Raw genomic sequence first — 21,874 nt, 5'->3', positions numbered from 1 at the left:
AAGACCCCCAGATAGCTCCTTCGTTTCCAGTGAGTGTGGAGCATCCTGGCAGGCCATACGCCCGCGGCGCTGCAAGCAATTGAGATTGATAAAGATTATGCCGCTCAGCACACGGCGGTCATCTACCTGCGGACCGCCGTTTGATTTCGGAAAATAGGGGCGCAGCCGCGTCATCTGCTCGTCGGTGGTTAGGAAGATCGTTCATCTAGACGAAACTCCTGATCATCGTTTGTTGTTGCGACTGAAATTATCTGCAATGATACAGTCATCCAAAGCGCGGCAATCTTTGTCTTCTGCGCCGGAAGTTACTGAAGTGCCAAGATGTTACGGATTTCGCTGGGGATCCTACCGCCCCAGCCAAGTCAATCTTCTCAAGGACTTACGCGGCTCTTTTCGGAGCCAGGGACAGATTGTCCAGAACCTGACGCGTCCCCGATCTGCCGGGAGCACGACATCTTGGGACTTTCTCCATTCCTCATCCGCCGCGGCCGCCGCTACTCTTGGCGGCGCGAGGTCCGCGGAATCACCATCCAAATCCCTCTCAACACGGACCAGCCCACCGGAGCCCGGGCCATAGCGGCGGCGGCCACTGCGACGTCCGTGTCCGCTTTCGAGGCCATCGCCGAAGCGCGGCTGGATCCGAAAGCCGCACGCGCTATGATTGAGCAGGCCGCCCGGTATGAGGCGGCCAGGCAGACAATGAGAAAGGGGCCGAGCCCATTGTTCTTTTTCTGGCATCCGCTGAAATCGCCTCGCGAGATGCGAGAAGAGGGCCTCACCACGGCATCGCCATCCACCGCGTCTCGGTCTGGCGATTCCTGCGCGGTCTCAGGCTGACACATAAAAAAAGACCTGCAAGCTCTCGAACAAAAGCGGCCTGAGGTCCGGCGGGCGCGCCATATCTGGATCACACGACGTCAGCCCTTCATGCGCAACCTGTCGCCACGCATCGGTTTCATCGACGAGACCTCGCTGAAGACGAACATGGCCAAGACCACGGGATGGTCCCCCAGAGATGCGCGTCTGATCGGCCCTGCGCCCTTCGGCCACTGGACTACCCAGACCTTCATCGCCGCCCTACGCCAAGACCGGCTCGACGCGCCCTGGGAGATCGAGGGCGCGTCGAGCCGCGCGTTGTTCGAGCTTTATGTCGAGACCCAACTGACCCCGACCTTGCTGCCCGGCGACGTGATCATCCTCGACAATCTGTCATCCCACAAAAGCCCCAAGGCGGCCGGGGCCATGAAGGCCGTTGGCGCGTGGTTTCTCTTCCTGCCGCCCGGCAGCCCCATCTGAACCCGATCGAAAGGGCCTTCGCCAAACTGAAGGCCCTGATTCGCAGGGCAGCGGCACGGACCTACGAAGACCTCTGGCGTGCTGTCGGCCATGTCTGCGGCCTCTTCACCGAGGACGAAGGCTACAACTTCTTCATCGCCGCAGGACATGAAACCGATTAGACGCAACACGCTCTATATTACCAACCGCGAATTCATCATTGCGGAAGAGGACTTTCCGTCGCATCGGACTTTTGCCAGGGGGCTGGACTTTCTCGCGCACAATCATGCCGCCGACCACTGACTGCTGCAGATTGAGACGTTCGATCCGCATGAACCCTTCCAGGCGCCGGATCGGTTCAAGGACGCCTTCCGCACCGGCTGGAACGGACCGATCCGGGACTGGCCGAGCTATGGCGGGGCAATGACGATCCGGGCCAAGCCGAAGAACTGCACGCCAACTATCGCGCCACGCTGGCGCATTGCGACCATCTTTGGGCCAGTTTCTCCCACTGGCCTGGTTTTACGCCGCCGCCTTGGCCGGATCTTGCTCCGCCTTTGACAGAATCGGCCGTGAACGACAGGATCAGGCGCCGCGTTGTTCCAGATAGTCGATGATCGCGTCGGACAGCCGGCCTTCGGCCGTGCGGTCGAAGGCCGCGAACATCGGCTGCGAGTTCAGTTCCAGAAACAGCGGCTCTCCCGAATCACCGGTCATGAAATCGGCCGCCGCGAAATCGAGGTTCAGCCGGTCGCACAATTGCACCAGCAGGTCGGCCAGATCGGCGGGGACCGGCGCCGTGGTCAGCGTGGCCGTCTGCGCCAGGCGATAATCGAGATCGGGCGAGGTCAGCCGGAACCCCATGACGGCGTCGCCGATGCGATAGACCCGCATTTCTGGCCGGTTCAGGCGAGGCTGGACGAATCGAGGGCAGCGGGAATCCGCCGGCAGGTCGCGCAACAGCGCGGTGTATTCGCCACCCGCGACCGGCTTCTGGATCAGCGAATCGTCATGGCGCAGGTCGGAAAAATCATTGGTCACAAGGGTATGGGGCACCGCAAGGCCGATCTGCCGGGCCGCCAGCAGGTTCTCGATCTTGTTGTTTTCGCGCATGATGGACTGGCGGTTGAACAGGCGGATGCCGGGCTGCGCCGCGCACCAGCCGCGAATCGCCTGATACCAGTTCAGCGCGCGGGAATGGGCCGCCGCCGGATCCGGCGTATCGTACAGGAACACGTCATGGCGGATGAAGCACCCGCCGGGCCGGATCACCCGTCCGTCGATCGACAGGCTGTTCGATTGCAGGTCGATCCGCAGGTCGAAATCCCGGTCCGACCCCAGCAGCAGGTTGAGATGTCCGGTCCCTCGCCGCGCCATCCTGTCCACAAGGACCGCCATGCTGGGATCCCCCTGTCCGCCCGCCACCAAGATCATCCGGGATTCCTTTTCTTTGGGACGCCGGGCCGGGGGCCTGCCCCGGCCCGGTGGGTTCACGCGCCCTGGCGCAGATGGAATCCTGCGTCCAGCAGCAGGCGCCGGTCACCGCCGTCTTCTTCGCCGACGGCCAAGGTGGTCGCCCAGCCTCCGTCCTCCTCGCCAAGGGCGAGCGTGGTGGCCGCCGGGGGGCGGCGGAGGGTGCCGCCGGCGACGCTATCGACCTCGGCGGTTTCCAGCGGGCGGATATCGTTGGTGTCGGTCGTCATGGGATCCTCGTTGGATTCAAAACACGCGGGATTGCGTGTGAAAAAAAGATCGCAACCGGTTCCCGCTGCGGCAATTCGGTCAGATGTGCTAGACGCAGGCCGGATCGAAAAAGCGGCGGGCGCCCCATCGGACGCCCGCCCCCTGCGATCGCGGAGCCCCAATGCCGGGGCAGAAGATGACGGTGCTACAGCGTGACGGACTGCTGCCGTTGCTGCGCGATGGTCCCGGCCGCCAGGGCGGCGGCCGCGGTCCGGGAACTCACGCTCAGTACGCGCAGCACGGCCGATACATGCACCCGCACGGTCGAGGGCGAGATATCGAGGCTGCGGGCGATGTCCTTGTTCGACCGACCCTCGACGAGAAGGGCGAGGACGGCGCGCTGACGCGGCGACAGCCGGTCGAAGCGGTCGTCGTCGGGCGCGGGCGCGAGGGCATCCCCGCCGCCGCCGGACGCAGGGGCCGCCATGACGATGACATCCGCGTCCGGCTTCAGCTGGCGGATGATCTCTCTTATGTCGTCCTGATAGGCTGGATTGGCGTTGGCGACGATGATGGTGGTTTTAGAGGCGCCGGTTTTAACAGGCGTTATCAAATCCTTCACCGGAAACTCCTTGAGGTTCTGCGGCTCTTGAATGTCAAGTTCCAGAGTGACACGAATCCGCAGGGCTGCAATCAGCGAATAGCCCGTGGGGACGCCTCTTGCGTGTTTCGGCGAATCCCTGCGCGAGCCGCCCCGCAGCGGACGCGGGTTCCCGCCGCACCCAAACAATTCCGTGCGTGTTTAGTGCACCTGTTCGAGGCGCTTAGATCATCCGTCCAGATTTTCCGGGGCCGGTTTCGGTGGCTTGATGCTGATGTTCGCAAGAACGAAATCCCGATCCGGGAAAATCCACAGCAATCCGAGGAGAAAACCATGTTTGCTGAAAAAACCGAACTGAAGCTGGTCGATGACCTGAACGAAACCGCCCTGGTCGAACTGAACGCCGCCGAGGTCGACGACGTTTCGGGTGGCTTCCTGCCGCTCGTCTTCGCTGCGGGTTTCGTGGCCGGCTACGTCGTCGCCAAGAACACCTGATACCGTGAAGGAAAGTCTCATGTTCGCTGAGAAGTTCGAACTGAAACTGGTCGATGATGCCAGTGAGAACGCGCTGGTGGAGCTGAATCCGGCCGATGTCGAGGACGTCTCGGGTGCCGCCATCCCGCTGATCGTCTGGGGCGCCATCGCGATCGCCTCGGGCGGCGCGGCCGGTGTCGGTCTCGGCTACCTGGTCAACCGCTGACGTAACCGAAAGGCAGGAAAAATGTTCAATCTCTCGTCCGAAACCATCATCTGGCTCGCTGTTCTGGCGGTGCTTTCGATGGTCTTGGGCTACGGGATCGGATCGGATCTGGCCGCTCGCTGAAACCAATCTCTGAAAGGATCAAGAAATGAACGCTCTTGAAAACGAACTGCAGTCCTTCGAACTGAACGACCAGGACATCGACGCCATCGCCGGTGGCGCCTTCCCGCTGATCCCGCTGCTGGCTCTGGGTGTGGCTTCCGCTGCCTTGGGCTATCAGGTCGGTCGTGACCTGGCCCAAAAATAAGAGGTCGGCCCGGTAAAGGGCCGACCCGCATCGCAGGCGTCAGAGGGTGCAACCTCTGACGCCACCTCTATCACAGGAGCAATGGTCAGGCAATGAGCGATAAGGACGCCCCGCTGTCTCCCGATCCCGTTCCGCTGTTTCGCAAGCAGGCCGTCGCCTATCAGTCCCGCTCCCTCGACGGAGAGGTTCTTGTGTCGCTCTCCATGCGGATGCGGGTGCTGATCGTGCTGGCGACCGTTGTCGTCTGCGGCGCGGTCATCTTTGCCGCCACGGCAAGCTATGCCCGCATCGAGACCGTCGTCGGATGGGTCGTGCCCGAAGGCGGGCTGATCCGCGTGACCGCGCCTCAGGGCGGGGTGATCCAGACGCTGTCGGTATCCGAGGGCGACGAGGTGCGGGTCGGGCAGTCGCTGGCGCAGTTGCGTCTGTCCGCCGATCTTGAGGACGGCAGCGCCGGGCAGGCGCTTCAGCTTCAGCTGTCGGCCCAGATCGAGGCCGTCCGCGCCCAGGCTGAAGCCGAGCGCGAAAAGCTGCTGGCCGAGGAAGCCAGCCTGGAAACGCAACGCGCCGCTCTGCTGCGCGAACTGGAGCAGGGCCGCAGCCGTATCGAGACGATGACTCGCCATCTTCAACTGGTGCAGTCAAACGCCGAACGGGTCCGCACCGTCGCCGGTCGCGGCTTTGCCAGCACCAAGAGCGTCGAGGAAAGCGAGATGAGCGTGCTGTCCGCCCAGCAGGAACTGTCGAACGTCCGCAGCAGCGTGATGTCGATAGAACGCCAGATCAGCGACATTGACGCCCAGTTGCGCAGCCTGCCGATCTCGATCCGCGCGGCCGAGGCCGCCGCCAGCGCCAGCCAGGCGCAGCTTGCCCAGCAAGGCACCGAAATGGCGACCCAGAACGTCTATCACGCGGGCGCCACCGTGGCGGGGCGCGTCGTCGCCGTGCCGGTATCGCGCGGCCAGACCGTCGCCCCGCAATCCGTCGTGGCCGTCGTCACGCCCGAGGGATCCACGTTGCAGGCCGAGCTTTACGTCCCTTCGCGCTCCGCCGGGTTCATCCAGAAGGGGCAGGAGGTGCAACTGATGTACCAGGCCTTTCCCTATCAGAAATTCGGCACGGCCCCCGGCGTGGTGCACAGCGTGTCGCGCACTGTCCTTGCCCCGGCCGAGGTCGCCATTCCCGGCCTGGACATTTCCGAGCCGGTGTTCCGCGTCAAGGTCCAGATGGAAAGCGACCAGATCCGGGCTTACGGCCAAGGCATCCAGATCCAGCCCGGCATGCTTCTGACCGCCGGGATCGTCATCGACCGGCGGACGCTGGTCGAATGGCTTCTCGATCCGATCTATGCCGTGGGGCGCCTGGGATGAGCATCACTGAGCTGAACTTTTCCGGGCATCGCCGCCTGCCCGAGATCCGGGCCGCCGAAGCCGCCGAATGCGGCCTGGCCTGCATGACGATGATCGGCCGCTATCACGGCCATGACATCGACCTGAACGGGTTGCGGCAGCGATTTTCCCTGTCGCTCACCGGGGCCACGCTGCGCAACCTGATGCAGCTGGCGGAACAGCTGTCGCTGGCGCCCCGCGCGCTGAGGGTCGGGATACAGTCGCTGGGGCAGGTCAAGCTGCCGGCGATCCTGCACTGGGATCTGAACCATTTCGTGGTGCTGAAGTCGATCAGCCGCCACAAGGCGGTGATTCACGATCCGGCGCGCGGCGCCCGCACCCTGTCGATGGAGGATCTGTCCAACCATTTCACCGGGGTGGTTCTGGAACTGTCGCCGATGGGCAACTTTCAGAAGGCGCAGGCCCGGATGCCGGTCAGACTGTCCAGCCTCTGGTCAAAGACCCAGGGGATGGGCGCCGCGATCTTTCAGGTGCTGGCCCTGTCGCTGGTGTTCCAGGTCGTGACCTTCGCCATCCCCTTCCACATCCAGCTTGTCGTGGACGAGGCGATCAGCCGGTCCGACCGCGACCTGCTGACCGTGCTGGCCCTGGGGTTCGGCGCGCTGAGCGTGCTTCATGCGGCGCTTGAGGCGCTGCGGAACTGGGTGCTGAGGCTGCTGGGGTCGATGATGTCCTTCCAGATCGTCGGCAACATCGTCCGCCACCTGCTGCGCCTGCCCGTTTCCTTCTTTGAAAAGCGGCATGTGGGGGACATCATGTCGCGCATCGAATCCACCTCGGCCATTCAGGACGCGCTGACGCGGGGCATGATCTCGGCCATCGTGGACGGGTTGATGGCGGTGGTCGCGGCCTTCATCCTGTTTCTTTACTCGCCACTTCTGGGGGCGGTCGTCGTCGGCTCGCTGCTGATCGTGCTGGGTCTGGGCTTTGCCTTTTACCCCTTCACCCGGTCCTCGACCGAGGAAAACATCGTCGCCATGGCGTCCGAGCAATCCCATCTGATCGAGACCGTGCGCGCCATGCCCACGATCCGACTGATGGGGGGCGAAACCGACCGCGAGGGGAAATGGCGCAACCGCTATGCCTCGGTCATCAACAGTTCGGTCAGGGTGGGGAAGTACGAAATCAGCCTCGGCTTCCTGCAAACCGCCGTCATCGGGATCCAGACCGTGCTGGTGATCTATCTGGGCGCCAGGATGATCCTGAACGCGGACGGGCTCTCGGTCGGGATGCTGATGGCGTTCCTGTCGTTCCGGCAGACCTTCAGCGACCGCGCCCTGTCGCTGGTGGGCGAGGTGATGCAGTTCCGGTTGCTGAAGCTGCATCTGGAACGCCTGTCCGACATCGTGACCGCCGAGGCCGACATCAGCGAAACCAACGACGCGCCCCCGCGCATGATCGACGTGCAGGGCGGCATTTCGGTGCGCGGCGTCAGCTTCCGCTATGGCAATGCCAGCCCGCTGGTGCTGGACGACGTGTCGCTGGAGATCGCGCCGGGCGACTTCCTGGCGGTCACCGGCCCCTCGGGCGGGGGCAAGACCACGCTGGCCAAGCTGCTTCTGGGGTTGAACGCGCCGGAAAACGGCCAGATCCTGCTGGACGGCCAGCCGGCCTCGCCCGAGCTGTGGCGCGCATGGCGCGGGCAGGTCGGTGTGGTCGCGCAGGACGACCAGCTTCTGTCGGGCTCGATCGCGGACAACATCGCCTTCTTCGACCCGGACATGGAGATGGAGCGCGTGGTCGCCGCAGCCGCGGCCGCGCAGATCCACAACGACATCACCCGGATGCCGATGCAATACCTGTCGCTGGTGGGCGACATGGGATCGGCGCTGTCGGGCGGCCAGCGCCAGCGGGTGTTGCTGGCCCGCGCGCTGTACCGCCAGCCGCGCCTGTTGTTTCTGGACGAGGGGACGGCGAATCTGGACGAACAGACAGAACGCGCCATCGCCGATCTGATCGCCGAACTGCCGATCACCCGCATCGTGATTGCCCATCGCCCGGCCCTGATCGAACGCGCAACGCGCCGCCTGCTGGTGCATGGCGGCGGGATCGAGGAACTTCCCACCGGTCCGCGCAGGACGGTGTATTCAGCCAGCTAGAGCTTATCGTGGGCATTGAGATTCCGATTCCCAGATTCGATCTGCGGTGATTCCCTTCTGTTAGAGCGGTTTGCCATTGATGTGAATCGGGATTCACAGGACCGGGGAGGCCTGCTTCACTCCCTGTAGGAGGTGGATCATGGGCGAGCCCTACTCGTTGGACCTTCGGGAGCGGACCGTGGCCTATGTCGATGCGGGTCATTCGGCGCGGGCGGCGGGCCGCGTGTTGGGTGTGAGCGCCAGTACTGCGGTGCGCCTGGTTTAAGACACTTAAGTGATTGTTTGAAAGCGATAATTTGTTGCATTGTCTGGTCTCTGCAACCGTCAGAAACAACCAGCAGGAGGCAGCACGACCATGCGCCAGCCAGACCGTATCGCCCGCCTGAAGACGTTCTCGCCCGCACTGGCATGTCCCGGTCCACCATCTACCGCAAGATCAACGAGGACACCTTCCCGCCCCAGATCAGGATCAGCACCAACGGCGCGGGATGGAAGGAATTCGACATCAATCGCTGGGTCACCAACCCCGCCGGATGGCGGCAGCGTTCGTTAAACGAATTGGACTTCCTCGATGGCTTCTGACCGTAGCGACGACCATAAGTTGCTGACGGCATCCCGTTCCCGGCGCACAAAACGACCGCCTACGACGTCGGAACAGCCCGGTTCATGGAGGGGTGAGGTCGTGATCGGTCCCCGGAGGCTCGGCCTGGCTCGTCCCCTGCCGGTTTCGTTCTTTCGCCATCGGCAGGTGCATCCATCGTCTGAGAGTCCCTTGCCCGAGGGAAAACCGTCGCTGCCGCCGTCACCGACATCTTCGACGCCCTCGTCGCGACGCTCTGCGACACCCGCCTAGGGCCCGATCTCGAAGAGCTGCTCTGGGGGACCGTCATCTCTTCCACCGTGCCACCGGCCGGGTAGAGCGCGACTTCGACGACAACGAGCAGGCGCAGCGCCGGATGCAGCGGGAACAGGACGGCAGCGAGGTGAAGTCGGTCGAACTCAAACGCCTCACGGCCGAGGGGCAAACCCTTATCGAACGGCGCGCCAGCATGGAACGCTTCCGCGACCTCGTCGCCGAAGCGTTCGAGCACCACACCGGCAGCGCCTGGCGGGGCTCGATCCTCGACGCCTTGAGGGCGGGACGGGCCGAAATGGCGGCACGGGTGCTCGCTCGGCACGTTCAGATGAGCGGGCAGAAAAAGCCGAAATAGTGCGGCAACAGCTTGTTCAACCCGGACCGGAAGCAGCGTCACGAGCGAGGCTATTGCCATGATCATGGTTCTGTGGATTCATTTAGCGATAGATTCGAAAAATTATCTATAATATGGCGCTAAGGAGAAACAACATGAATGATGCCGCCACGAGACCCGTCGAGACCGGATTTGCACAATCGGCCCGCACGGCGCTGACCATCATCGCCGGTACGGCGCTGATGACCATTGCCGCCAAGGTGCAGATTCCGTTCTGGCCGGTTCCGATGACCCTGCACACGATGGCCGTCATGGCTTTCGCCGTGGGGTTCGGGCCGCGCATCGCTGTCTCGATCTTCCTCGCCTATCTCGCGGCCGGTGCTGTCGGCCTTCCAGTATTCTCGGGTTCGCCCGAGCGCGGCGTAGCCTTTGCCTATATGGCCGGACCGACTGGCGGCTATCTGCTCGGCTATCTCGTCGCCTCATGGCTGGTCGGCATGCTGGCGGCCGGCAAAGGCACGCTCGGACGGATCGGTGCGATGCTCGCCGGAATGGTGCCGATCTATGCCATCGGCATGGCATGGCTGGCGGTCTATGTCCCGGTCGGCCAACTTCTCGCTGCCGGCGTCGTGCCCTTCCTTCTCGGTGATCTGGTCAAGATCGGTTTCGTGGCGGCGGGCAGCATGGCTCTTCCGGCATCTTTCACTCGGCTGCGGGGCAAAGTCGAATGATTGCCGCCGAGGGGGGAATCCGGCACGATTGGACGATCGACCAGATCGTCGCGATCCACGAACTGCCGTTGCTTGAGCTGGTGGGACGGGCCAATGCCGTCCACTGCCAGCACCACGACCCGAATAAGGTGCAGAAGGCGAGCCTGCTTTCCATCAAGACCGGGGGGTGCCCGGAGAATTGTGCCTATTGCCCGCAGTCGGCGCATCATCGCGAGGTCGATCTGACCCGCGACAGGCTGATGGACCCGGCAAAGGTTATCGCAATGGCGGCGACCGCCAAGGCGGCGGGGGCCGAACGCTTCTGCATGGGTGCGGCATGGCGTCAGGTGCGCGACGGCGGGGAGTTCGATGCGGTGATCGAGATGGTCGAGGGCGTTCGCGCCCTCGACATGGAAGCCTGCGTCACGCTCGGCATGCTGAAACCGCATCAGGCCGAACGCCTCGCAGCCGCCGGCCTAACTGCCTATAACCATAACCTCGATACCAGCCCGGAGTTCTACGGGCGGATCATCACCACCCGCACCTATGAGGACCGACTGGACACGCTCGCAACGGTGCGATCGTTCGGCATTGACCTGTGCTGTGGCGGCATCATCGGCATGGGCGAGACCGTCCGGGATCGGGCTTCCATGCTGCAGGTTCTGGCCGGAATGGACCCGCATCCCGAAAGCGTGCCGATCAATGCGCTGGTCCCTGTCGAAGGCACGCCGCTCGCCAATCGGCCACGCATTGATTCGCTGGACCTGGTGCGGATGGTGGCGACGGCTCGTCTCGTGATGCCGGCCTCGACCCTGCGCCTATCGGCAGGACGCTCCGCTCTCAACCGCGAGGCGCAGGTTCTTTGTCTCGTGGCTGGCGCTAATTCGGTCTTCTACGGCGACACGCTGCTGACCACATCCAACGCCGGCATCGGCGAGGATGCCGAACTGTTCGCGGCGATCGGCGAACCGGAGCGTATCTGCATGTCTGAGTCTGCTTCCTGAGCACGAGAGCAACCAGCATGGCACTCGACATGGCGAGTCCGTATTCTCGCGCTGAACTGGCAGGTCGTTCTCCCGCTTCCAAGGCGAAAACTCGATAGCTTGCGCCGGCTGCTCGCGCCCGGTTTGTCCGATACCCAAAGCGTGCGCTGCCCGATGGCGTCGAAAACGGATTGGGCAACCTCGCGCTTGTCCTCGGGGCCGGCGGCGAGAATGACCAGCTTGCCTTGCTCGGCCGGTTGGCGTGTTCCCTGAACGGGAGCATCGTAGAAAACGATGCCATTTTCTTCGGCGAACGCGGCGAGCTTGTCTGTCGCCTCATCGCCCACGGTCGAGAGCTGCAACCAGATAACCCCTTTCCGAAGACCGGGCAGCGCAGCGGCAACTGCTTCGGTGACGGCGGGGCCATCCTTGAGCATGGTCACGATGATGTCGGCGTCGCGGGCCGCATCGGCCGGTGTATCGAAAGCCTGGATGCCATCGGTTTCGAGGGCCTGCGCCTTTTCCGCTGTGCGGTTCCACGCGCGAACCGAGAAGCCCTTGCGGGCGAGATCAGCCGATGAAAAGGTCTTCGCAGCACCGCCCCAGCCAAACAATGGGGGAAGCAGCCGCCGCTTACACATGGTTTTCCTTTCAGGGATTCGATCCGGCCGAGACTGGATCGCCCTTTTTGGATGGGAGGCCAGGCACGTGGTCAGCGCGTTGACCTATCCAGATGCTCCCGATCTCGAGCACGACGCCGTGGACATGATACACCTTCATGCCGCTCTCATCGGCGCGCTCGATCAGCCGCTTGGCGTTTGCCAGCGCCTTCTCGCCATCCGGGATCGGCATCCTGCCGGTGAAATATTCGTTCTGGAAATCGATCGCGAGAACGGCGGTTCTGCACGGATCAAGGCTCTGCGGTGCACTCGCGCCGGAAAGTGCGCGGATCGTTGGATGCTGTGTCATTCGATGCTCCTTTCGCATTGTTTGGCAACGGCGCCAAAAAACGAAAAGCGCCGCATGGCGAAAGTGGCCTGAATGACAATATATGACAGGTTCTGGCCAATCTTGTCTGACCAGGAGCGCCAGCCCGATGCACACCATCGCCGTCATCGCCTTCGAGGGGCTCAGCCCCTTCCATCTGTCCGTACCCTGCATCGTGTTCGGGGATGACCTGCTGAAGCTTGGAGCGCCGCGCTACCCACTGCTTATCTGCGGCGAGCGGACGGGGCCGGTGCGCACGATGTCGGGCTTCAACATCGATGTGGAACACGATCTCAGCCTTCTCGATGAAGCCGACACCGTGATCCTGCCTGCCTGGCGCGATCCGCACGAACGGCCGTCAAAGGCGCTGACGGAGGCGCTGACAGCAGCTCATGCGCGGGGCGCACGGATCCCGGTTCATGCAAAACGCCCCCAGCGGCCTCGGAGGTCGGGCGTCAGGCTGGCAAGATCATGCTCCTATGCTTCCGGGAACGGATCGATCTGGTCTCCAATCGGGGCCTATCGTAGACCTTAGGCAGAGCGTTTTCAGGGGATTACGGCAGGCCTGCCCACAGGCGGGCCCTCTGCGGGGCTGGCACAGCATTGCCATCGTCGCCGGGGCGGCGCATCTCATCGCCGCAGCGTCACCACGTTGCTGCCACTCGTGATCTCGACCGCCACGATCCGCGACAGTTGCACCGACGAAATCGCCATCGCCGCCGTGATGTCATCGACGCCGGGGCGGGCGGGCAGGGCGGCGGCGCTGCCGGGCGCGGGTGGGACGCCCACCAGCCGCAGGCGCAGCACCCCGTCCGCATCGGGCGCAAGCCGGTCGCCCGGTTGCGGGCGCGCCGTCACAAGCGCGACCGAGGAATAGCCGCGCATCGGCGCGAAACCGGTCACGACCAGCAAGCGGCCTTCGTTCAGCGGCTCCCAGCGGGCGGCGGTGATCTGGGGAATGGCGGGGCGGGTGTCCGAGATCCGGGCATAGCCGCCCTCGGGCTCCAGCGTCCGGGTGGGGGCGGATCCCCAGGACAGCGGGTTCCAGCGGCTGTCGCCAAGCCGTCCGCAGCCGACAAGGACCATCGTGGCGATCAACAACGGCGCGGTCAGTTTGCTCATGTCACCATCCCTTGGGCGTTTCGGCCCGTGTTAGGCGAAATCCGCGCGCGGATAAAGGCACTTTGACCTTGCCGCCCCGGCGCGCTAACCACAGGCAAAAGGACCGCGCCATGGCAACCCAAGCCTTCGAAGACATCGCCGACACCTTCGACTTCCTCGACGACTGGGAGGAACGCTATCGCCATGTGATCGAGCTTGGCCGCGCGATGCCGCCCATGGACCCGGCGCTGCAAGTGCCGGCCACCAAGGTCGAGGGTTGCGCCAGCCAGGTCTGGATCATGCCGATGATCGAGAACGGCCGCTTCGACTTCCAGGGCGACAGCGACGCGATGATCGTGCGCGGGCTGATCGCGGTGCTGCACGCGCTGTATTCCGGCGTGCCGGTGGCCGAGGTCGGCAAGATCGACGCCCAGGCCGAACTGGCGCGGCTGGGCCTGGACGAACACCTGTCCTCGCAACGCTCGAACGGGCTGCGGGCGATGGTGCAGCGGATCAGGCAGCTTTCCGACGCCGCAGCGTGATCCAGCCGCCGCCCAGCACGCGGGTGCTGTCGGGGGCGTAGAAGACGCAGGCCTGGCCGGGGCTGACGCCTTCCTCGGGGTCCAGAAGCTCGACCTCGGCGCGGGTGGCGTCGATGGGGCGAAGGATCGCGGGGCGCGGCGGCCGGGTGGAGCGGATGCGGACCATCACCGGGATCTCGCCGGCGAAGGGCTGATCGCCCAGCCAGTTGACCTCGCTGATCGGGACGACCGTGGTGGCAAGCGCCGATTTCGGGCCGACGACGACGCGGCGCGCCTCCGGGTCCAGCCGCACGACATACAGCGGATCGCCCAAGCCGCCGATTCCCAGCCCGCGCCGTTGGCCGATGGTGTAATGAATCACACCCCGGTGCTGGCCCAGGATGTTGCCCTCCATGTCCGCGATCTCGCCCGGTTCGGCGGCGTTCGGGCGCAGCTTTTCGATCACGGCGGCATAGTTGCCGTTCGGCACGAAGCAGATGTCCTGGCTGTCCGGCTTGTCCGCCACCGCCAGCCCGTATTCCGCGGCCAGGGCGCGGGTTTCCGCCTTGCTGGCCAGATGGCCCAAGGGAAAGCGCAGGAAATCAAGCTGTTCCTGCGTGGTCGAGAACAGGAAATAGCTTTGATCGCGATTCGGATCGGCCGCCATATGCAACTCGGCCCGCGCAACGCCGTCCTTGCGCTGGATATAGTGGCCGGTCGCCATGCAGTCGGCGTCCAGGTCGCGCGCGGTCTCCAGCAGGTCGCGGAACTTGACCCGTTCGTTGCAGCGGATGCAGGGCACCGGAGTCGCGCCCGCCAGATAAGCATCGGCGAATTCGTCGATCACCGATTCGCGGAACTTGTTTTCGTAATCAAGGACGTAATGCGGAAAGCCCATGCGCTCGGCGACCCGCCGGGCGTCATGGATGTCCTGTCCGGCGCAACAGGCACCCTTCTTGGCAAGCGCGGCGCCGTGGTCGTAAAGCTGCAAGGTGACGCCGATCACGTCATAGCCCTCGGATTTCAGCTTGGCGGCGACGACCGAACTGTCCACGCCGCCCGACATCGCCACCACCACGCGGGTCTGCGCGGGCGGCTTGGCAAAGCCCAGGCTGTTCAACGAAGGCGCGCCCGCCGTGGCGCGGTGATGAAGGGTCATGGCAGGTCCAAGGATAAAGATTGCATCGAAATATAGGCAAATGCCGCCTATTCTCAAGCGGCCAGCCCCGGAAAAACCTGTCACGCTAGGCCGTGTTGACAAAAGGGATTCACAGGACGTGCTGAACGTGATTCAAGCTGGTATCTGCGATGGAGACCAGCTTGGCACGAGACCTGATGTCTGACGAGGAATGGGCGTTTCACGAACGCTTCATTCTGGCCGTCCGCGCACCGAACGGGCGCAAACCCATGAACCATCGTCTTGTTCTGGATGGGATTTTCTGGATAGCCCGCACAGGTTCGCCGTGGCGTGACCTGCCGGAAGAGTTCGGCAAGTGGTCGTCGGTCTACCGCCAGTTCCGGCGCTGGACCCTGGCCGGGCTGTGGGAAGGGATACTGGAGGCCCTGAACGAGAGCGGGGTGGTTCCAGCGGCCTTGCAGATGATCGACAGCACCGTGGTCCGCGCCCATCATCAGGCAGCGGGCGCTAAAGGGGGACTCCGCGACAGGGTTTTGGCCGTTCGCGAGGTGGCTTCACGACAAAGATCCACCTCCGCGTCAATGGCGCAGGCCTGCCCATGAGGTCGGACATCACGCCGGGCCAGACATCGGACTATCTGGGCTTTGACCTCATCATGGACGACAACCTGCCAGAGCCCTCCGTCCTGCTGGCGGATCGCGGCTATGACTCTGACAGGGTTCGAGAAACCATGGAGGCGCGCAACGTCGTGCCGGTGATCCCGATGCGAAAGTCCCGCAAGCTGCGCGTGGCCGTGGACCGAACCCTTTACCGGCTGCGCAACCTCGTCGAGCGCTGCTTCAACAAGCTCAAGAATGCCCGCCGCGTCGCCACCCGCTACGACAAAACCGCAGAGAGCTTCCTGGGCTTCATCGACATCACCTCGATCCGCATCTGGCTCCGCCATTTGTCAACATGACCTAAACCTGGCCTTAGGGGATTTGGGCCAAGTTGCCTGGAACGCGACATAGGACAGGTGGGATGTTCTTGAAAAAAACCGACGCACCTCGCACCGTAATCCTGCCCGACGGCAGGATCCTGACCCTGGCCGACCTGCCGCCCGACACGACGCGATGGGTGGCCAGCCGCAAGGAAACCGTGGTCAACGCCGTGATCCACGGCCTGATCACCAAGGACGAAGCCCTGCGCCGCTATGGCCTGTCCGAGGAGGAGTTCGACGGCTGGATCAAGGCGGTGCAGGATCATGGCCCGGCCGCCCTGAAAGTCACCTCGATTCAGAGATTCCGGCAACCATAAGTTGCGCAGGATCAATCAATAGATCATGGTAACACCATATTAACCTTATGGGTCGATGGTTGATCGCAGCGAATACACGAATCGGGGCTTACATAGATGAGAATTCTGTTGGTTGAGGATGATCCCAGCACCGCTCGGGCCATCGAATTGATGCTGACCGCCGCCAGCTACAATGTTTTTCGGACGGATATGGGCGAGGAGGGGATCGACCTTGCCAAGCTCTACGACTATGACCTGATCCTGCTGGATCTGGACCTGCCCGACATGCACGGGATGGAGGTTCTGCGTCATCTGCGCCTGGCGCGCGTCGATACGCCGATCCTGATCCTGACCGGTTCGGACGACACCGAAAGCAAGCTGCGCGGCTTCGGATTCGGCGCCGACGACTACATGACCAAGCCCTTCAACCGCGAGGAATTGCAGGCCCGCATCCAGGCGATCATCCGCCGGTCCAAGGGCCACAGCCAGGCGATCATCAAGACCGGCGAGATCGTGGTGAACCTGGATGCCCGTTCGGTCCAGGTCAAGGGCAAGGCCGTCAACCTGACCGGCAAGGAATACCAGATCCTGGAACTGCTCAGCCTGCGCAAGGGCACGACCCTGACCAAGGAGATGTTCCTGAACCATCTCTATGGCGGCATGGACGAGCCGGAGCTGAAGATCATCGATGTCTTCATCTGCAAGCTGCGCAAGAAGCTTTCCGAAGCCATCGGCGGCGACAGCCATATCGAGACCGTCTGGGGCCGGGGCTATGTCCTTCGCGAACCGACGCCCAATGCCGAACGCCTGGCGGTCGGCGCCTGACCGGGCGGCTGCCGCGCGATCCTTGCGGCAGCCCCTGTAAAACCCTTCGCCGAACGTCGTATAGAAAGGACAGACGGAAGGCGGAGGCGGCGATGACGGATGCAAGGCAGGATGACGGCGTGACGGCGCGGCCCGACCCGGCCGTGCTTGACGAACGGCGCGCGGGCGATGAAATCGCCGATCTTTCGGCCCGCATCGCCCAAGCGAACGAGGATTATCACCTCAAGGACGCTCCGGTCCTGTCGGATGCGGACTATGATGCGCTGAAGCATCGGCTGCTGGCGCTGGAACGCGCCTTTCCCCAGCTTGCCCGTCCCGACAGCCCGACCCAGGCGGTCGGCGCCGCCCCGGCCGAAGGCTTTGGCAAGGTCACCCATGCCCGGCGGATGATGTCGCTGGAAAACGGCTTCGGCGACGCGGACGTGACGGATTTCGTCGCCCGTGTCCGCAGCTTCCTTGGCCTGCGCGACGGCGATCTGGCCTTCACCGCCGAACCCAAGATCGACGGGCTGTCGCTGTCGCTGCGATACGAGGACGGCGTGCTGGTCCAGGCCGCGACACGCGGCGACGGCACCGTGGGCGAGAATGTGACCGCCAATGCCCGCACCATTGCCGACATTCCCCATCGGCTGACGGGGGCGCCCGCCGTCCTCGAGGTGCGCGGCGAGGTCTATATGAGCCATGCCGACTTCGAACGGCTGAACGCCGCGGAAGGCGGCCGGGTCTTTGCCAACCCCCGCAATGCCGCCGCCGGATCGCTGCGCCAGATCGACCCGGCCGTGACCGCCTCGCGCCCGCTGCGGTTCTTCGCCTATGGCTGGGGGCAGATCAGCGAACCGCTGGCCGATACGCAGATGGGCGCGGTGGACCGGCTGGCCGCGCTTGGCTTTCAGACCAACCCGCTGACGCGGCTGTGCCACGACGCCGATCAGATGCTGGCGGTCTGGGCCGAGATCGAACAGCAGCGCGCGACGCTGGGCTATGACATCGACGGGGTGGTCTACAAGGTCAACGACCTGTCCTATCAGGCCCGGCTGGGATACCGCTCGACCACGCCGCGATGGGCGCTGGCCCACAAGTTCCCGGCCGAGACCGCCTGGACCCGGCTGGACCGGATCGAGATCCAGGTCGGCCGCACCGGCGCGCTGTCGCCCGTCGCCCGGCTGGAGCCGGTCACGGTGGGCGGCGTCGTCGTCTCGAACGCGACCCTGCATAACGAGGATTACATCGCCGGGCGCGACAGCAGCGGCGCCCCGATCCGCGACGGCCGCGACATCCGCGAGGGCGATTGGGTCAAGGTCTATCGCGCGGGTGACGTGATCCCCAAGATCGCCGATGTCGACCTGTCGCGCAGGCCCCAGGGCAGCCAGCCCTATCGTTTCCCGGAAACCTGCCCGGAATGCGGATCCGCCGCGATCCGGGAACCCGGCGATTCGGTGCGCCGCTGCACGGGCGGCCTGATCTGCCCCGCCCAGGCCATCGAGAAGCTGAAGCATTTCGTCAGCCGGGGTGCCTTCGACATCGAGGGGCTGGGCGCCAAGCAGATCGAGATGTTCTTTGCCGACCCGACCCTGCCGATCCGCGAACCGGCCGATATCTTCACCCTGGCCGAACGCGACGCCCGCAACATCGCCAAGCTGAAGAACCGCGACGGTTTCGGCCCCAGATCCGCCGAAAAGCTGTTCGCCGCTATCGAGGACAAGCGCCGCATCCCCTTGGAACGGCTGATCTTCGCCCTGGGCATCCGCCATGTGGGCGAGGTCGCGGCGGGGATCCTGGCGCGGCATTTCGGCACCTGGGACGCGCTGATCGCCGCCGTCGATGCCGCGGCTACCGAACCCGCCTTCGCCGCCGAGGACAAGGCCCGCCGCGCCGCCCTGGCCGACAGCCCCAACTGGGCGGAGCTGACCGCGATCAACGGCATCGGCGGCGTGCTGGTCCAGTCGCTCGTCACCACCCTGGCCCAAGAGGCCGAGCGCGCCGGCATCGACCGCCTGATCGCCCAGGTCGAGGTGCTTCCGGCCGCCGCGCGTCAGATCCGGCAGACCGAGATCAGCGGCAAGACCCTGGTCTTCACCGGCACCCTGGAACGCATGACGCGCGCCGAGGCCAAGGCTCGGGCCGAGGCGATGGGCGCCAAGGTGGCGGGATCGGTCAGCGCCAAGACCGACCTGCTGGTCGCCGGACCGGGTGCCGGATCGAAAGCCGCAAAGGCCACCGAACTGGGCGTCACCGTCATCGACGAGGACGAATGGCTGCGCATCGCGGGCGGATCATGACGCAGCCAAGGGGGCGGCCGCCCGCGCTTTTTCCGCTGTTCGCGGCCATCGACACCTTGCCCGGCATCGGGCCGAAAAGCCGCGACGCCCTGGCGCAGATGGGGATCGAACGGCCGCGCGACCTGATCCTGACCCTGCCCGCAAGCGGCGTCATCCGCCGCCGCATCGACCGCATCGCCGACGCCCGCGCGCCCGAGATCGTGACGATTCCCGTCACCGTTGGCCGCCATCATCCGCCCGCCGCGAAGGGCCGCCCCTGGCGCGTCCATTGCGGCGACGGGGTGGGCGACCTGACGCTGGTGTTCTTTCATCCGCGCAAGGACTGGATCGAAAGCCAGCTTCCGACCGGCGCCCGCCGCATCGTCAGCGGCAAGGTCGAGCTGTTCGACGGCATGGCGCAGATGGTCCATCCCGACCATATCCAGCGCGAGGACGAACCGCCCCTGCCGGACTTCGAGGCCGTCTATCCCCTGACCGAGGGCCTGACGCGCAAGGTCATGGCCAAGGCCGTCGCCGCCGCGCTGACGCGCCTGCCGCCGATGCAGGAATGGATCGACCCGCAGCTTGTCGCGCAACGCGGCTGGCCGGATTTCGTGGACGCGCTGCGGCAGGCGCATGATCCGGGGTCGATGCGCGACCTGTCGCCCGATGCCCCGGCGCGGGCGCGGCTGGCCTATGACGAATTTCTGGCCCATCAGATGACGCTGGCCCTGGTGCGGCGCGAAAAGCGGCGGCTGAAGGGCCGGCCCAGCCAGGGCGACGGCCGTTTGCGCCGCGCGGTTCTGGACCATCTGCCCTGGCGGCCGACCGGCGCGCAGACCCGCGCGATCCGGGAAATCGCCGCCGACATGGCGGGCGAAGGCCGCATGAACCGGCTGCTGCAAGGCGATGTCGGGTCGGGCAAGACCCTGGTCGCGATGCTGGCCGCCTTGGTCGCGGTCGAGGCCGGGGGCCAGGCGGTCCTGATGGCCCCGACCGAAATCCTCGCCCGCCAGCACGCCCGCGCCCTGGAGCCTCTGGCCCGCGCGGCGGGCGTCCGGCTGGCCGCGCTGACCGGCCGGGACAAAGGTGATTTGCGCGCGCAATTGCTGGAGGATCTGGCCCAGGGGCGCATCGACATCCTGGTCGGCACCCATGCGGTGTTCCAGCGCGGCGTCGAATTCCACGATCTGCGCCTGGCGATCATCGACGAACAGCACCGTTTCGGCGTGGCCCAGCGGCTGGAGCTGTCGGCCAAGGGACAGGTGCCGCCCGACATGCTGATCATGACCGCGACGCCGATCCCGCGGTCCCTGGCGCTGACGCAATATGGCGACCTGGACATCTCGATCCTGGATGAAAAGCCGCCGGGGCGGCAGCCGATCACGACGGTGATGATCGGCGATCAGCGCCTGGATGAGGTGACCGCCCGGCTGCGGCGGGTGCTGGACCAAGGCGCGCGCGCCTATTGGGTCTGCCCGCTGGTCGAGGAAAGCGAGGTCAGCGACCTGACGGCGGCCGAGGCGCGGTTCCAGTCCCTGCGGGCGCAGTTCGGCGACATCGTGCGGCTGGTCCATGGCCAGATGCCGCCCGATCAGCGCGACGCCGCCATGGCCGATTTCGCCAGCGGCCGCGCGCGGCTTCTGGTCGCGACCACGGTGATCGAAGTCGGCGTGGACGTGCCCGAGGCCACGATCATGGTGATCGAGCGCGCCGAAAGTTTCGGGCTGGCGCAGTTGCACCAGTTGCGGGGACGGGTCGGGCGGGGCACGGGCGCCTCGACCTGCGTGCTGATGTATCATCCGCCGCTGAACGAAACCGGCGCGCGGCGCCTGACCACCCTGCGCGATACCGAGGACGGGTTTCGCATTGCCGAGGTCGATCTGGACATGCGCGGGGCGGGCGACGTGATCGGCACGGCCCAGTCGGGCCTGCCCCGGTTCCGCATCGGCGATCTGGAACATCAGGCGGCGCTGATGGCCGTGGCGCGCCAGGATGCCCGCGCTCTGCTGGACCGCGACCCTACGCTCGAAAGCCCGCGCGGGCAGGCGATTCGGATGCTGATGTGGCTGATGAGCCAGGAGGAGGCGATCCGGCTGATCTCGGTCGGATAAAAGTTCTTAAAATGTTCTTTACGAATCGCCGTGGAAATGAGAACAAAGGAGCAACTGATAGGAGTTGCTTATGTCCCGCGAATTCATCTGCGATCTTCTTGGCGTCACCGCCCTGACCGTGACCACCGTCATCGTGCTGTGGCTGCCCGCGATCCTGCAAGCTTGATCTCTGCCCCGCGTTGCGAGGACGGCGCCTGCCTGTGCGACCGTCACCTTTCCAGCACGCGCAACTGCCGGTCCTGTCACAGGACCGGCTTTTTCATGCCTGGGCCTGGTCGATCGCTGCCAGAACCGCGTCCCAGGCCAGCAGGATCGAGGCATGGCGGTTGGGATAGTCTCGGGCGGGCAGCAGGGCTTCCAAATCGGCGAAGGGCGCGGCCGGGGGATCGCCCGCCGCCGTCAGCATCGCGCGCAACGCGTCGCGGGTGGCGGCCAGTTCCGTTCTGCTGCGGCCGATGACCGCCTGTCCCAGGACCGAGGCCGAGGCCTGGCCCAAGGCGCAGGCCCGCACCTCTTGCCGGAAATCGGCGATCCGGTCGCCCTCCATCGCGACATAGGCGGTGACCGAGGATCCGCATTGCGGCGACCGGCGCATGGCCTTGCCGTCGAAGTCGGGCAGGGTGCCCAGATGCGGAATGGCCGTGGTCAGCGCCAGGATCCGGCGGGAATAAAGCTGCATCAGGTCGCTGTCGGCCATC

The 21,874-nt window shown here is 64.8% G+C and carries 26 protein-coding genes and 1 pseudogene; 18 read left to right on the top strand and 9 right to left on the bottom strand.

The genetic code is table 11. From position 1 onward, the window contains the following. The first annotated feature begins 927 nt into the window (after positions 1-927). Positions 928-1,296 carry a transposase gene (locus tag PXD02_RS07920; RefSeq protein ID WP_275106271.1) on the top strand — a complete coding sequence of 123 codons (369 nt, stop codon included), beginning with the start codon at positions 928-930 and terminating at the stop codon, positions 1,294-1,296. Positions 1,297-1,428: 132 nt separating this feature from the next. On the opposite strand, the gene PXD02_RS07915 is transcribed toward PXD02_RS07920, so the two are convergent. The 4 genes from PXD02_RS07915 to PXD02_RS07900 all read right to left on the bottom strand — a co-directional run bounded on the left by PXD02_RS07915 (position 1,429) and on the right by PXD02_RS07900 (position 3,580). After that, on the bottom strand, positions 1,429-1,608 hold the full coding sequence (locus PXD02_RS07915; RefSeq protein WP_275106270.1) for a hypothetical protein: 180 nt from the start codon (positions 1,606-1,608) through the stop codon (positions 1,429-1,431). Between the two features lie 252 nt (positions 1,609-1,860). Next, positions 1,861-2,709, bottom strand: coding sequence for an ATP-grasp domain-containing protein (locus PXD02_RS07910; protein ID WP_275106269.1), 849 nt, complete (start codon positions 2,707-2,709; stop codon positions 1,861-1,863). Positions 2,710-2,765: 56 nt separating this feature from the next. Further along, the gene (locus tag PXD02_RS07905; RefSeq protein WP_275106268.1) at positions 2,766-2,978 is read right to left on the bottom strand and encodes a hypothetical protein; all 213 of its coding nucleotides are present in this window, start codon (positions 2,976-2,978) and stop codon (positions 2,766-2,768) included. A gap of 185 nt (positions 2,979-3,163) precedes the next feature. Then, positions 3,164-3,580, bottom strand: a complete 417-nt coding sequence (locus PXD02_RS07900; RefSeq protein ID WP_275106267.1) for a helix-turn-helix domain-containing protein — start codon at positions 3,578-3,580, stop codon at positions 3,164-3,166. A gap of 312 nt (positions 3,581-3,892) precedes the next feature. Between PXD02_RS07900 and PXD02_RS07895 the strand changes: the two genes are divergently transcribed. The 10 genes and pseudogenes from PXD02_RS07895 (at position 3,893) to bioB (ending at position 10,978) form a co-directional block, all read left to right on the top strand. After that, positions 3,893-4,054, top strand: a complete 162-nt coding sequence (locus PXD02_RS07895; RefSeq protein ID WP_275106266.1) for a class IIb bacteriocin, lactobin A/cerein 7B family — start codon at positions 3,893-3,895, stop codon at positions 4,052-4,054. 19 nt (positions 4,055-4,073) lie between these two features. Further along, complete coding sequence (locus tag PXD02_RS07890; protein WP_275106265.1) at positions 4,074-4,259, top strand: hypothetical protein; 186 nt, start codon at positions 4,074-4,076, stop codon at positions 4,257-4,259. A 148-nt stretch (positions 4,260-4,407) separates the two neighbouring features. Then, complete coding sequence (locus tag PXD02_RS07885) at positions 4,408-4,566, top strand: hypothetical protein (RefSeq protein ID WP_275106264.1); 159 nt, start codon at positions 4,408-4,410, stop codon at positions 4,564-4,566. A gap of 92 nt (positions 4,567-4,658) precedes the next feature. Further along, the gene (locus PXD02_RS07880) at positions 4,659-5,936 is read left to right on the top strand and encodes a beta-barrel domain-containing protein (protein ID WP_275106263.1); all 1,278 of its coding nucleotides are present in this window, start codon (positions 4,659-4,661) and stop codon (positions 5,934-5,936) included. Continuing rightward, positions 5,933-8,074: a peptidase domain-containing ABC transporter gene (locus PXD02_RS07875; protein ID WP_275106262.1), complete on the top strand. Its 2,142-nt coding sequence runs from the start codon at positions 5,933-5,935 to the stop codon at positions 8,072-8,074. Before PXD02_RS07880 ends, PXD02_RS07875 begins: the two co-directional genes overlap by 4 nt. Positions 8,075-8,213: 139 nt before the next feature. Continuing rightward, positions 8,214-8,339 (top strand): IS630 transposase-related protein, encoded by a 126-nt coding sequence (locus tag PXD02_RS16860; RefSeq protein WP_473092063.1) that lies wholly within the window; start codon positions 8,214-8,216, stop codon positions 8,337-8,339. 143 nt (positions 8,340-8,482) lie between these two features. Then, positions 8,483-8,656 carry a helix-turn-helix transcriptional regulator gene (locus PXD02_RS07870; RefSeq protein WP_275106261.1) on the top strand — a complete coding sequence of 58 codons (174 nt, stop codon included), beginning with the start codon at positions 8,483-8,485 and terminating at the stop codon, positions 8,654-8,656. A 189-nt stretch (positions 8,657-8,845) separates the two neighbouring features. Beyond that, positions 8,846-9,186 (top strand): annotated as a pseudogene (locus PXD02_RS07865) (hypothetical protein); the annotation flags it as partial. Between the two features lie 233 nt (positions 9,187-9,419). Beyond that, on the top strand, positions 9,420-9,995 hold the full coding sequence (locus tag PXD02_RS07860; protein WP_275106260.1) for a biotin transporter BioY: 576 nt from the start codon (positions 9,420-9,422) through the stop codon (positions 9,993-9,995). Further along, on the top strand, positions 9,992-10,978 hold the full coding sequence (gene bioB / locus PXD02_RS07855; protein ID WP_275106259.1) for a biotin synthase BioB: 987 nt from the start codon (positions 9,992-9,994) through the stop codon (positions 10,976-10,978). The genes PXD02_RS07860 and bioB overlap by 4 nt, the downstream gene beginning before the upstream one ends. Here bioB and PXD02_RS07850 read toward each other — a convergent pair. Both PXD02_RS07850 and PXD02_RS07845 read right to left on the bottom strand, forming a co-directional pair. Next, entirely contained in the window at positions 10,867-11,598 is a 732-nt protein-coding gene (locus PXD02_RS07850) for an NAD(P)-dependent oxidoreductase (protein WP_275106258.1), read from the bottom strand. The two genes, bioB and PXD02_RS07850, sit on opposite strands and share 112 nt — an antisense overlap. Positions 11,599-11,608: 10 nt before the next feature. Further along, positions 11,609-11,926, bottom strand: a complete 318-nt coding sequence (locus tag PXD02_RS07845) for an isochorismatase family protein (protein WP_275106257.1) — start codon at positions 11,924-11,926, stop codon at positions 11,609-11,611. A 127-nt stretch (positions 11,927-12,053) separates the two neighbouring features. On the opposite strand from PXD02_RS07845, the gene PXD02_RS07840 reads away from it, so the two are divergent. Further along, on the top strand, positions 12,054-12,479 hold the full coding sequence (locus PXD02_RS07840; protein WP_275106256.1) for a type 1 glutamine amidotransferase family protein: 426 nt from the start codon (positions 12,054-12,056) through the stop codon (positions 12,477-12,479). Positions 12,480-12,574: 95 nt separating this feature from the next. On the opposite strand, the gene PXD02_RS07835 is transcribed toward PXD02_RS07840, so the two are convergent. Continuing rightward, positions 12,575-13,066: a hypothetical protein gene (locus tag PXD02_RS07835; RefSeq protein WP_275106255.1), complete on the bottom strand. Its 492-nt coding sequence runs from the start codon at positions 13,064-13,066 to the stop codon at positions 12,575-12,577. Between the two features lie 110 nt (positions 13,067-13,176). On the opposite strand from PXD02_RS07835, the gene PXD02_RS07830 reads away from it, so the two are divergent. Beyond that, entirely contained in the window at positions 13,177-13,587 is a 411-nt protein-coding gene (locus tag PXD02_RS07830) for a SufE family protein (RefSeq protein WP_275106254.1), read from the top strand. On the opposite strand, the gene mnmA is transcribed toward PXD02_RS07830, so the two are convergent. After that, positions 13,559-14,725 carry a tRNA 2-thiouridine(34) synthase MnmA gene (gene mnmA, locus PXD02_RS07825; protein WP_275106253.1) on the bottom strand — a complete coding sequence of 389 codons (1,167 nt, stop codon included), beginning with the start codon at positions 14,723-14,725 and terminating at the stop codon, positions 13,559-13,561. The two genes, PXD02_RS07830 and mnmA, sit on opposite strands and share 29 nt — an antisense overlap. Before the next feature lie 149 nt (positions 14,726-14,874). Here mnmA and PXD02_RS07820 point away from each other — a divergent pair. The 5 genes from PXD02_RS07820 to recG all read left to right on the top strand — a co-directional run bounded on the left by PXD02_RS07820 (position 14,875) and on the right by recG (position 21,176). Next, a protein-coding gene (locus PXD02_RS07820; RefSeq protein ID WP_275103592.1) for an IS5 family transposase occupies positions 14,875-15,662 on the top strand; the annotation gives its coding sequence in 2 pieces (ribosomal slippage) (positions 14,875-15,214 and positions 15,214-15,662; 789 coding nt in all). A 62-nt stretch (positions 15,663-15,724) separates the two neighbouring features. Beyond that, positions 15,725-16,000, top strand: a complete 276-nt coding sequence (gene sciP, locus PXD02_RS07815) for a CtrA inhibitor SciP (protein ID WP_275106252.1) — start codon at positions 15,725-15,727, stop codon at positions 15,998-16,000. Positions 16,001-16,096: 96 nt separating this feature from the next. Continuing rightward, the gene (ctrA, locus tag PXD02_RS07810; RefSeq protein ID WP_126155114.1) at positions 16,097-16,804 is read left to right on the top strand and encodes a response regulator transcription factor CtrA; all 708 of its coding nucleotides are present in this window, start codon (positions 16,097-16,099) and stop codon (positions 16,802-16,804) included. A gap of 92 nt (positions 16,805-16,896) precedes the next feature. Next, positions 16,897-19,083, top strand: a complete 2,187-nt coding sequence (gene ligA, locus PXD02_RS07805; protein ID WP_275106251.1) for an NAD-dependent DNA ligase LigA — start codon at positions 16,897-16,899, stop codon at positions 19,081-19,083. After that, positions 19,080-21,176, top strand: coding sequence for an ATP-dependent DNA helicase RecG (recG, locus tag PXD02_RS07800; RefSeq protein ID WP_275106250.1), 2,097 nt, complete (start codon positions 19,080-19,082; stop codon positions 21,174-21,176). The genes ligA and recG overlap by 4 nt, the downstream gene beginning before the upstream one ends. Positions 21,177-21,435: 259 nt before the next feature. On the opposite strand, the gene PXD02_RS07795 is transcribed toward recG, so the two are convergent. Next, the gene (locus tag PXD02_RS07795) at positions 21,436-21,873 is read right to left on the bottom strand and encodes an iron-sulfur cluster assembly scaffold protein (protein ID WP_275106249.1); all 438 of its coding nucleotides are present in this window, start codon (positions 21,871-21,873) and stop codon (positions 21,436-21,438) included. Between the last annotated feature and the right edge of the window lies 1 nt (position 21,874).

This window comes from Paracoccus sp. S3-43, assembly GCF_029027965.1.
Classification (GTDB): Bacteria; Pseudomonadota; Alphaproteobacteria; order Rhodobacterales; family Rhodobacteraceae; genus Paracoccus.
The sequence above is the reverse complement of the archived record's forward strand: the minus strand, read 5'-3'. Positions and strand labels throughout refer to the sequence as shown.

Excerpts from the sequence above, each read along its gene's own strand:
- PXD02_RS07920 (WP_275106271.1), top strand. The coding sequence starts at position 928 with ATGCGCAACCTGTCGCCACGCATCGGTTTCATCGACGAGACCTCGCTG.
- PXD02_RS07915 (WP_275106270.1), bottom strand. The coding sequence starts at position 1,608 with ATGCGGATCGAACGTCTCAATCTGCAGCAGTCAGTGGTCGGCGGCATG.
- PXD02_RS07910 (WP_275106269.1), bottom strand. The coding sequence starts at position 2,709 with ATGATCTTGGTGGCGGGCGGACAGGGGGATCCCAGCATGGCGGTCCTT.
- PXD02_RS07905 (WP_275106268.1), bottom strand. The coding sequence starts at position 2,978 with ATGACGACCGACACCAACGATATCCGCCCGCTGGAAACCGCCGAGGTC.
- PXD02_RS07895 (WP_275106266.1), top strand. The coding sequence starts at position 3,893 with ATGTTTGCTGAAAAAACCGAACTGAAGCTGGTCGATGACCTGAACGAA.
- PXD02_RS07890 (WP_275106265.1), top strand. The coding sequence starts at position 4,074 with ATGTTCGCTGAGAAGTTCGAACTGAAACTGGTCGATGATGCCAGTGAG.
- PXD02_RS07885 (WP_275106264.1), top strand. The coding sequence starts at position 4,408 with ATGAACGCTCTTGAAAACGAACTGCAGTCCTTCGAACTGAACGACCAG.
- PXD02_RS07880 (WP_275106263.1), top strand. The coding sequence starts at position 4,659 with ATGAGCGATAAGGACGCCCCGCTGTCTCCCGATCCCGTTCCGCTGTTT.
- PXD02_RS07875 (WP_275106262.1), top strand. The coding sequence starts at position 5,933 with ATGAGCATCACTGAGCTGAACTTTTCCGGGCATCGCCGCCTGCCCGAG.
- PXD02_RS16860 (WP_473092063.1), top strand. The coding sequence starts at position 8,214 with ATGGGCGAGCCCTACTCGTTGGACCTTCGGGAGCGGACCGTGGCCTAT.
- PXD02_RS07870 (WP_275106261.1), top strand. The coding sequence starts at position 8,483 with ATGTCCCGGTCCACCATCTACCGCAAGATCAACGAGGACACCTTCCCG.
- PXD02_RS07860 (WP_275106260.1), top strand. The coding sequence starts at position 9,420 with ATGAATGATGCCGCCACGAGACCCGTCGAGACCGGATTTGCACAATCG.
- bioB (WP_275106259.1), top strand. The coding sequence starts at position 9,992 with ATGATTGCCGCCGAGGGGGGAATCCGGCACGATTGGACGATCGACCAG.
- PXD02_RS07850 (WP_275106258.1), bottom strand. The coding sequence starts at position 11,598 with ATGTGTAAGCGGCGGCTGCTTCCCCCATTGTTTGGCTGGGGCGGTGCT.
- PXD02_RS07845 (WP_275106257.1), bottom strand. The coding sequence starts at position 11,926 with ATGACACAGCATCCAACGATCCGCGCACTTTCCGGCGCGAGTGCACCG.
- PXD02_RS07840 (WP_275106256.1), top strand. The coding sequence starts at position 12,054 with ATGCACACCATCGCCGTCATCGCCTTCGAGGGGCTCAGCCCCTTCCAT.
- PXD02_RS07835 (WP_275106255.1), bottom strand. The coding sequence starts at position 13,066 with ATGAGCAAACTGACCGCGCCGTTGTTGATCGCCACGATGGTCCTTGTC.
- PXD02_RS07830 (WP_275106254.1), top strand. The coding sequence starts at position 13,177 with ATGGCAACCCAAGCCTTCGAAGACATCGCCGACACCTTCGACTTCCTC.
- mnmA (WP_275106253.1), bottom strand. The coding sequence starts at position 14,725 with ATGACCCTTCATCACCGCGCCACGGCGGGCGCGCCTTCGTTGAACAGC.
- sciP (WP_275106252.1), top strand. The coding sequence starts at position 15,725 with ATGTTCTTGAAAAAAACCGACGCACCTCGCACCGTAATCCTGCCCGAC.
- ctrA (WP_126155114.1), top strand. The coding sequence starts at position 16,097 with ATGAGAATTCTGTTGGTTGAGGATGATCCCAGCACCGCTCGGGCCATC.
- ligA (WP_275106251.1), top strand. The coding sequence starts at position 16,897 with ATGACGGATGCAAGGCAGGATGACGGCGTGACGGCGCGGCCCGACCCG.
- recG (WP_275106250.1), top strand. The coding sequence starts at position 19,080 with ATGACGCAGCCAAGGGGGCGGCCGCCCGCGCTTTTTCCGCTGTTCGCG.
- PXD02_RS07795 (WP_275106249.1), bottom strand. The coding sequence starts at position 21,873 with ATGGCCGACAGCGACCTGATGCAGCTTTATTCCCGCCGGATCCTGGCG.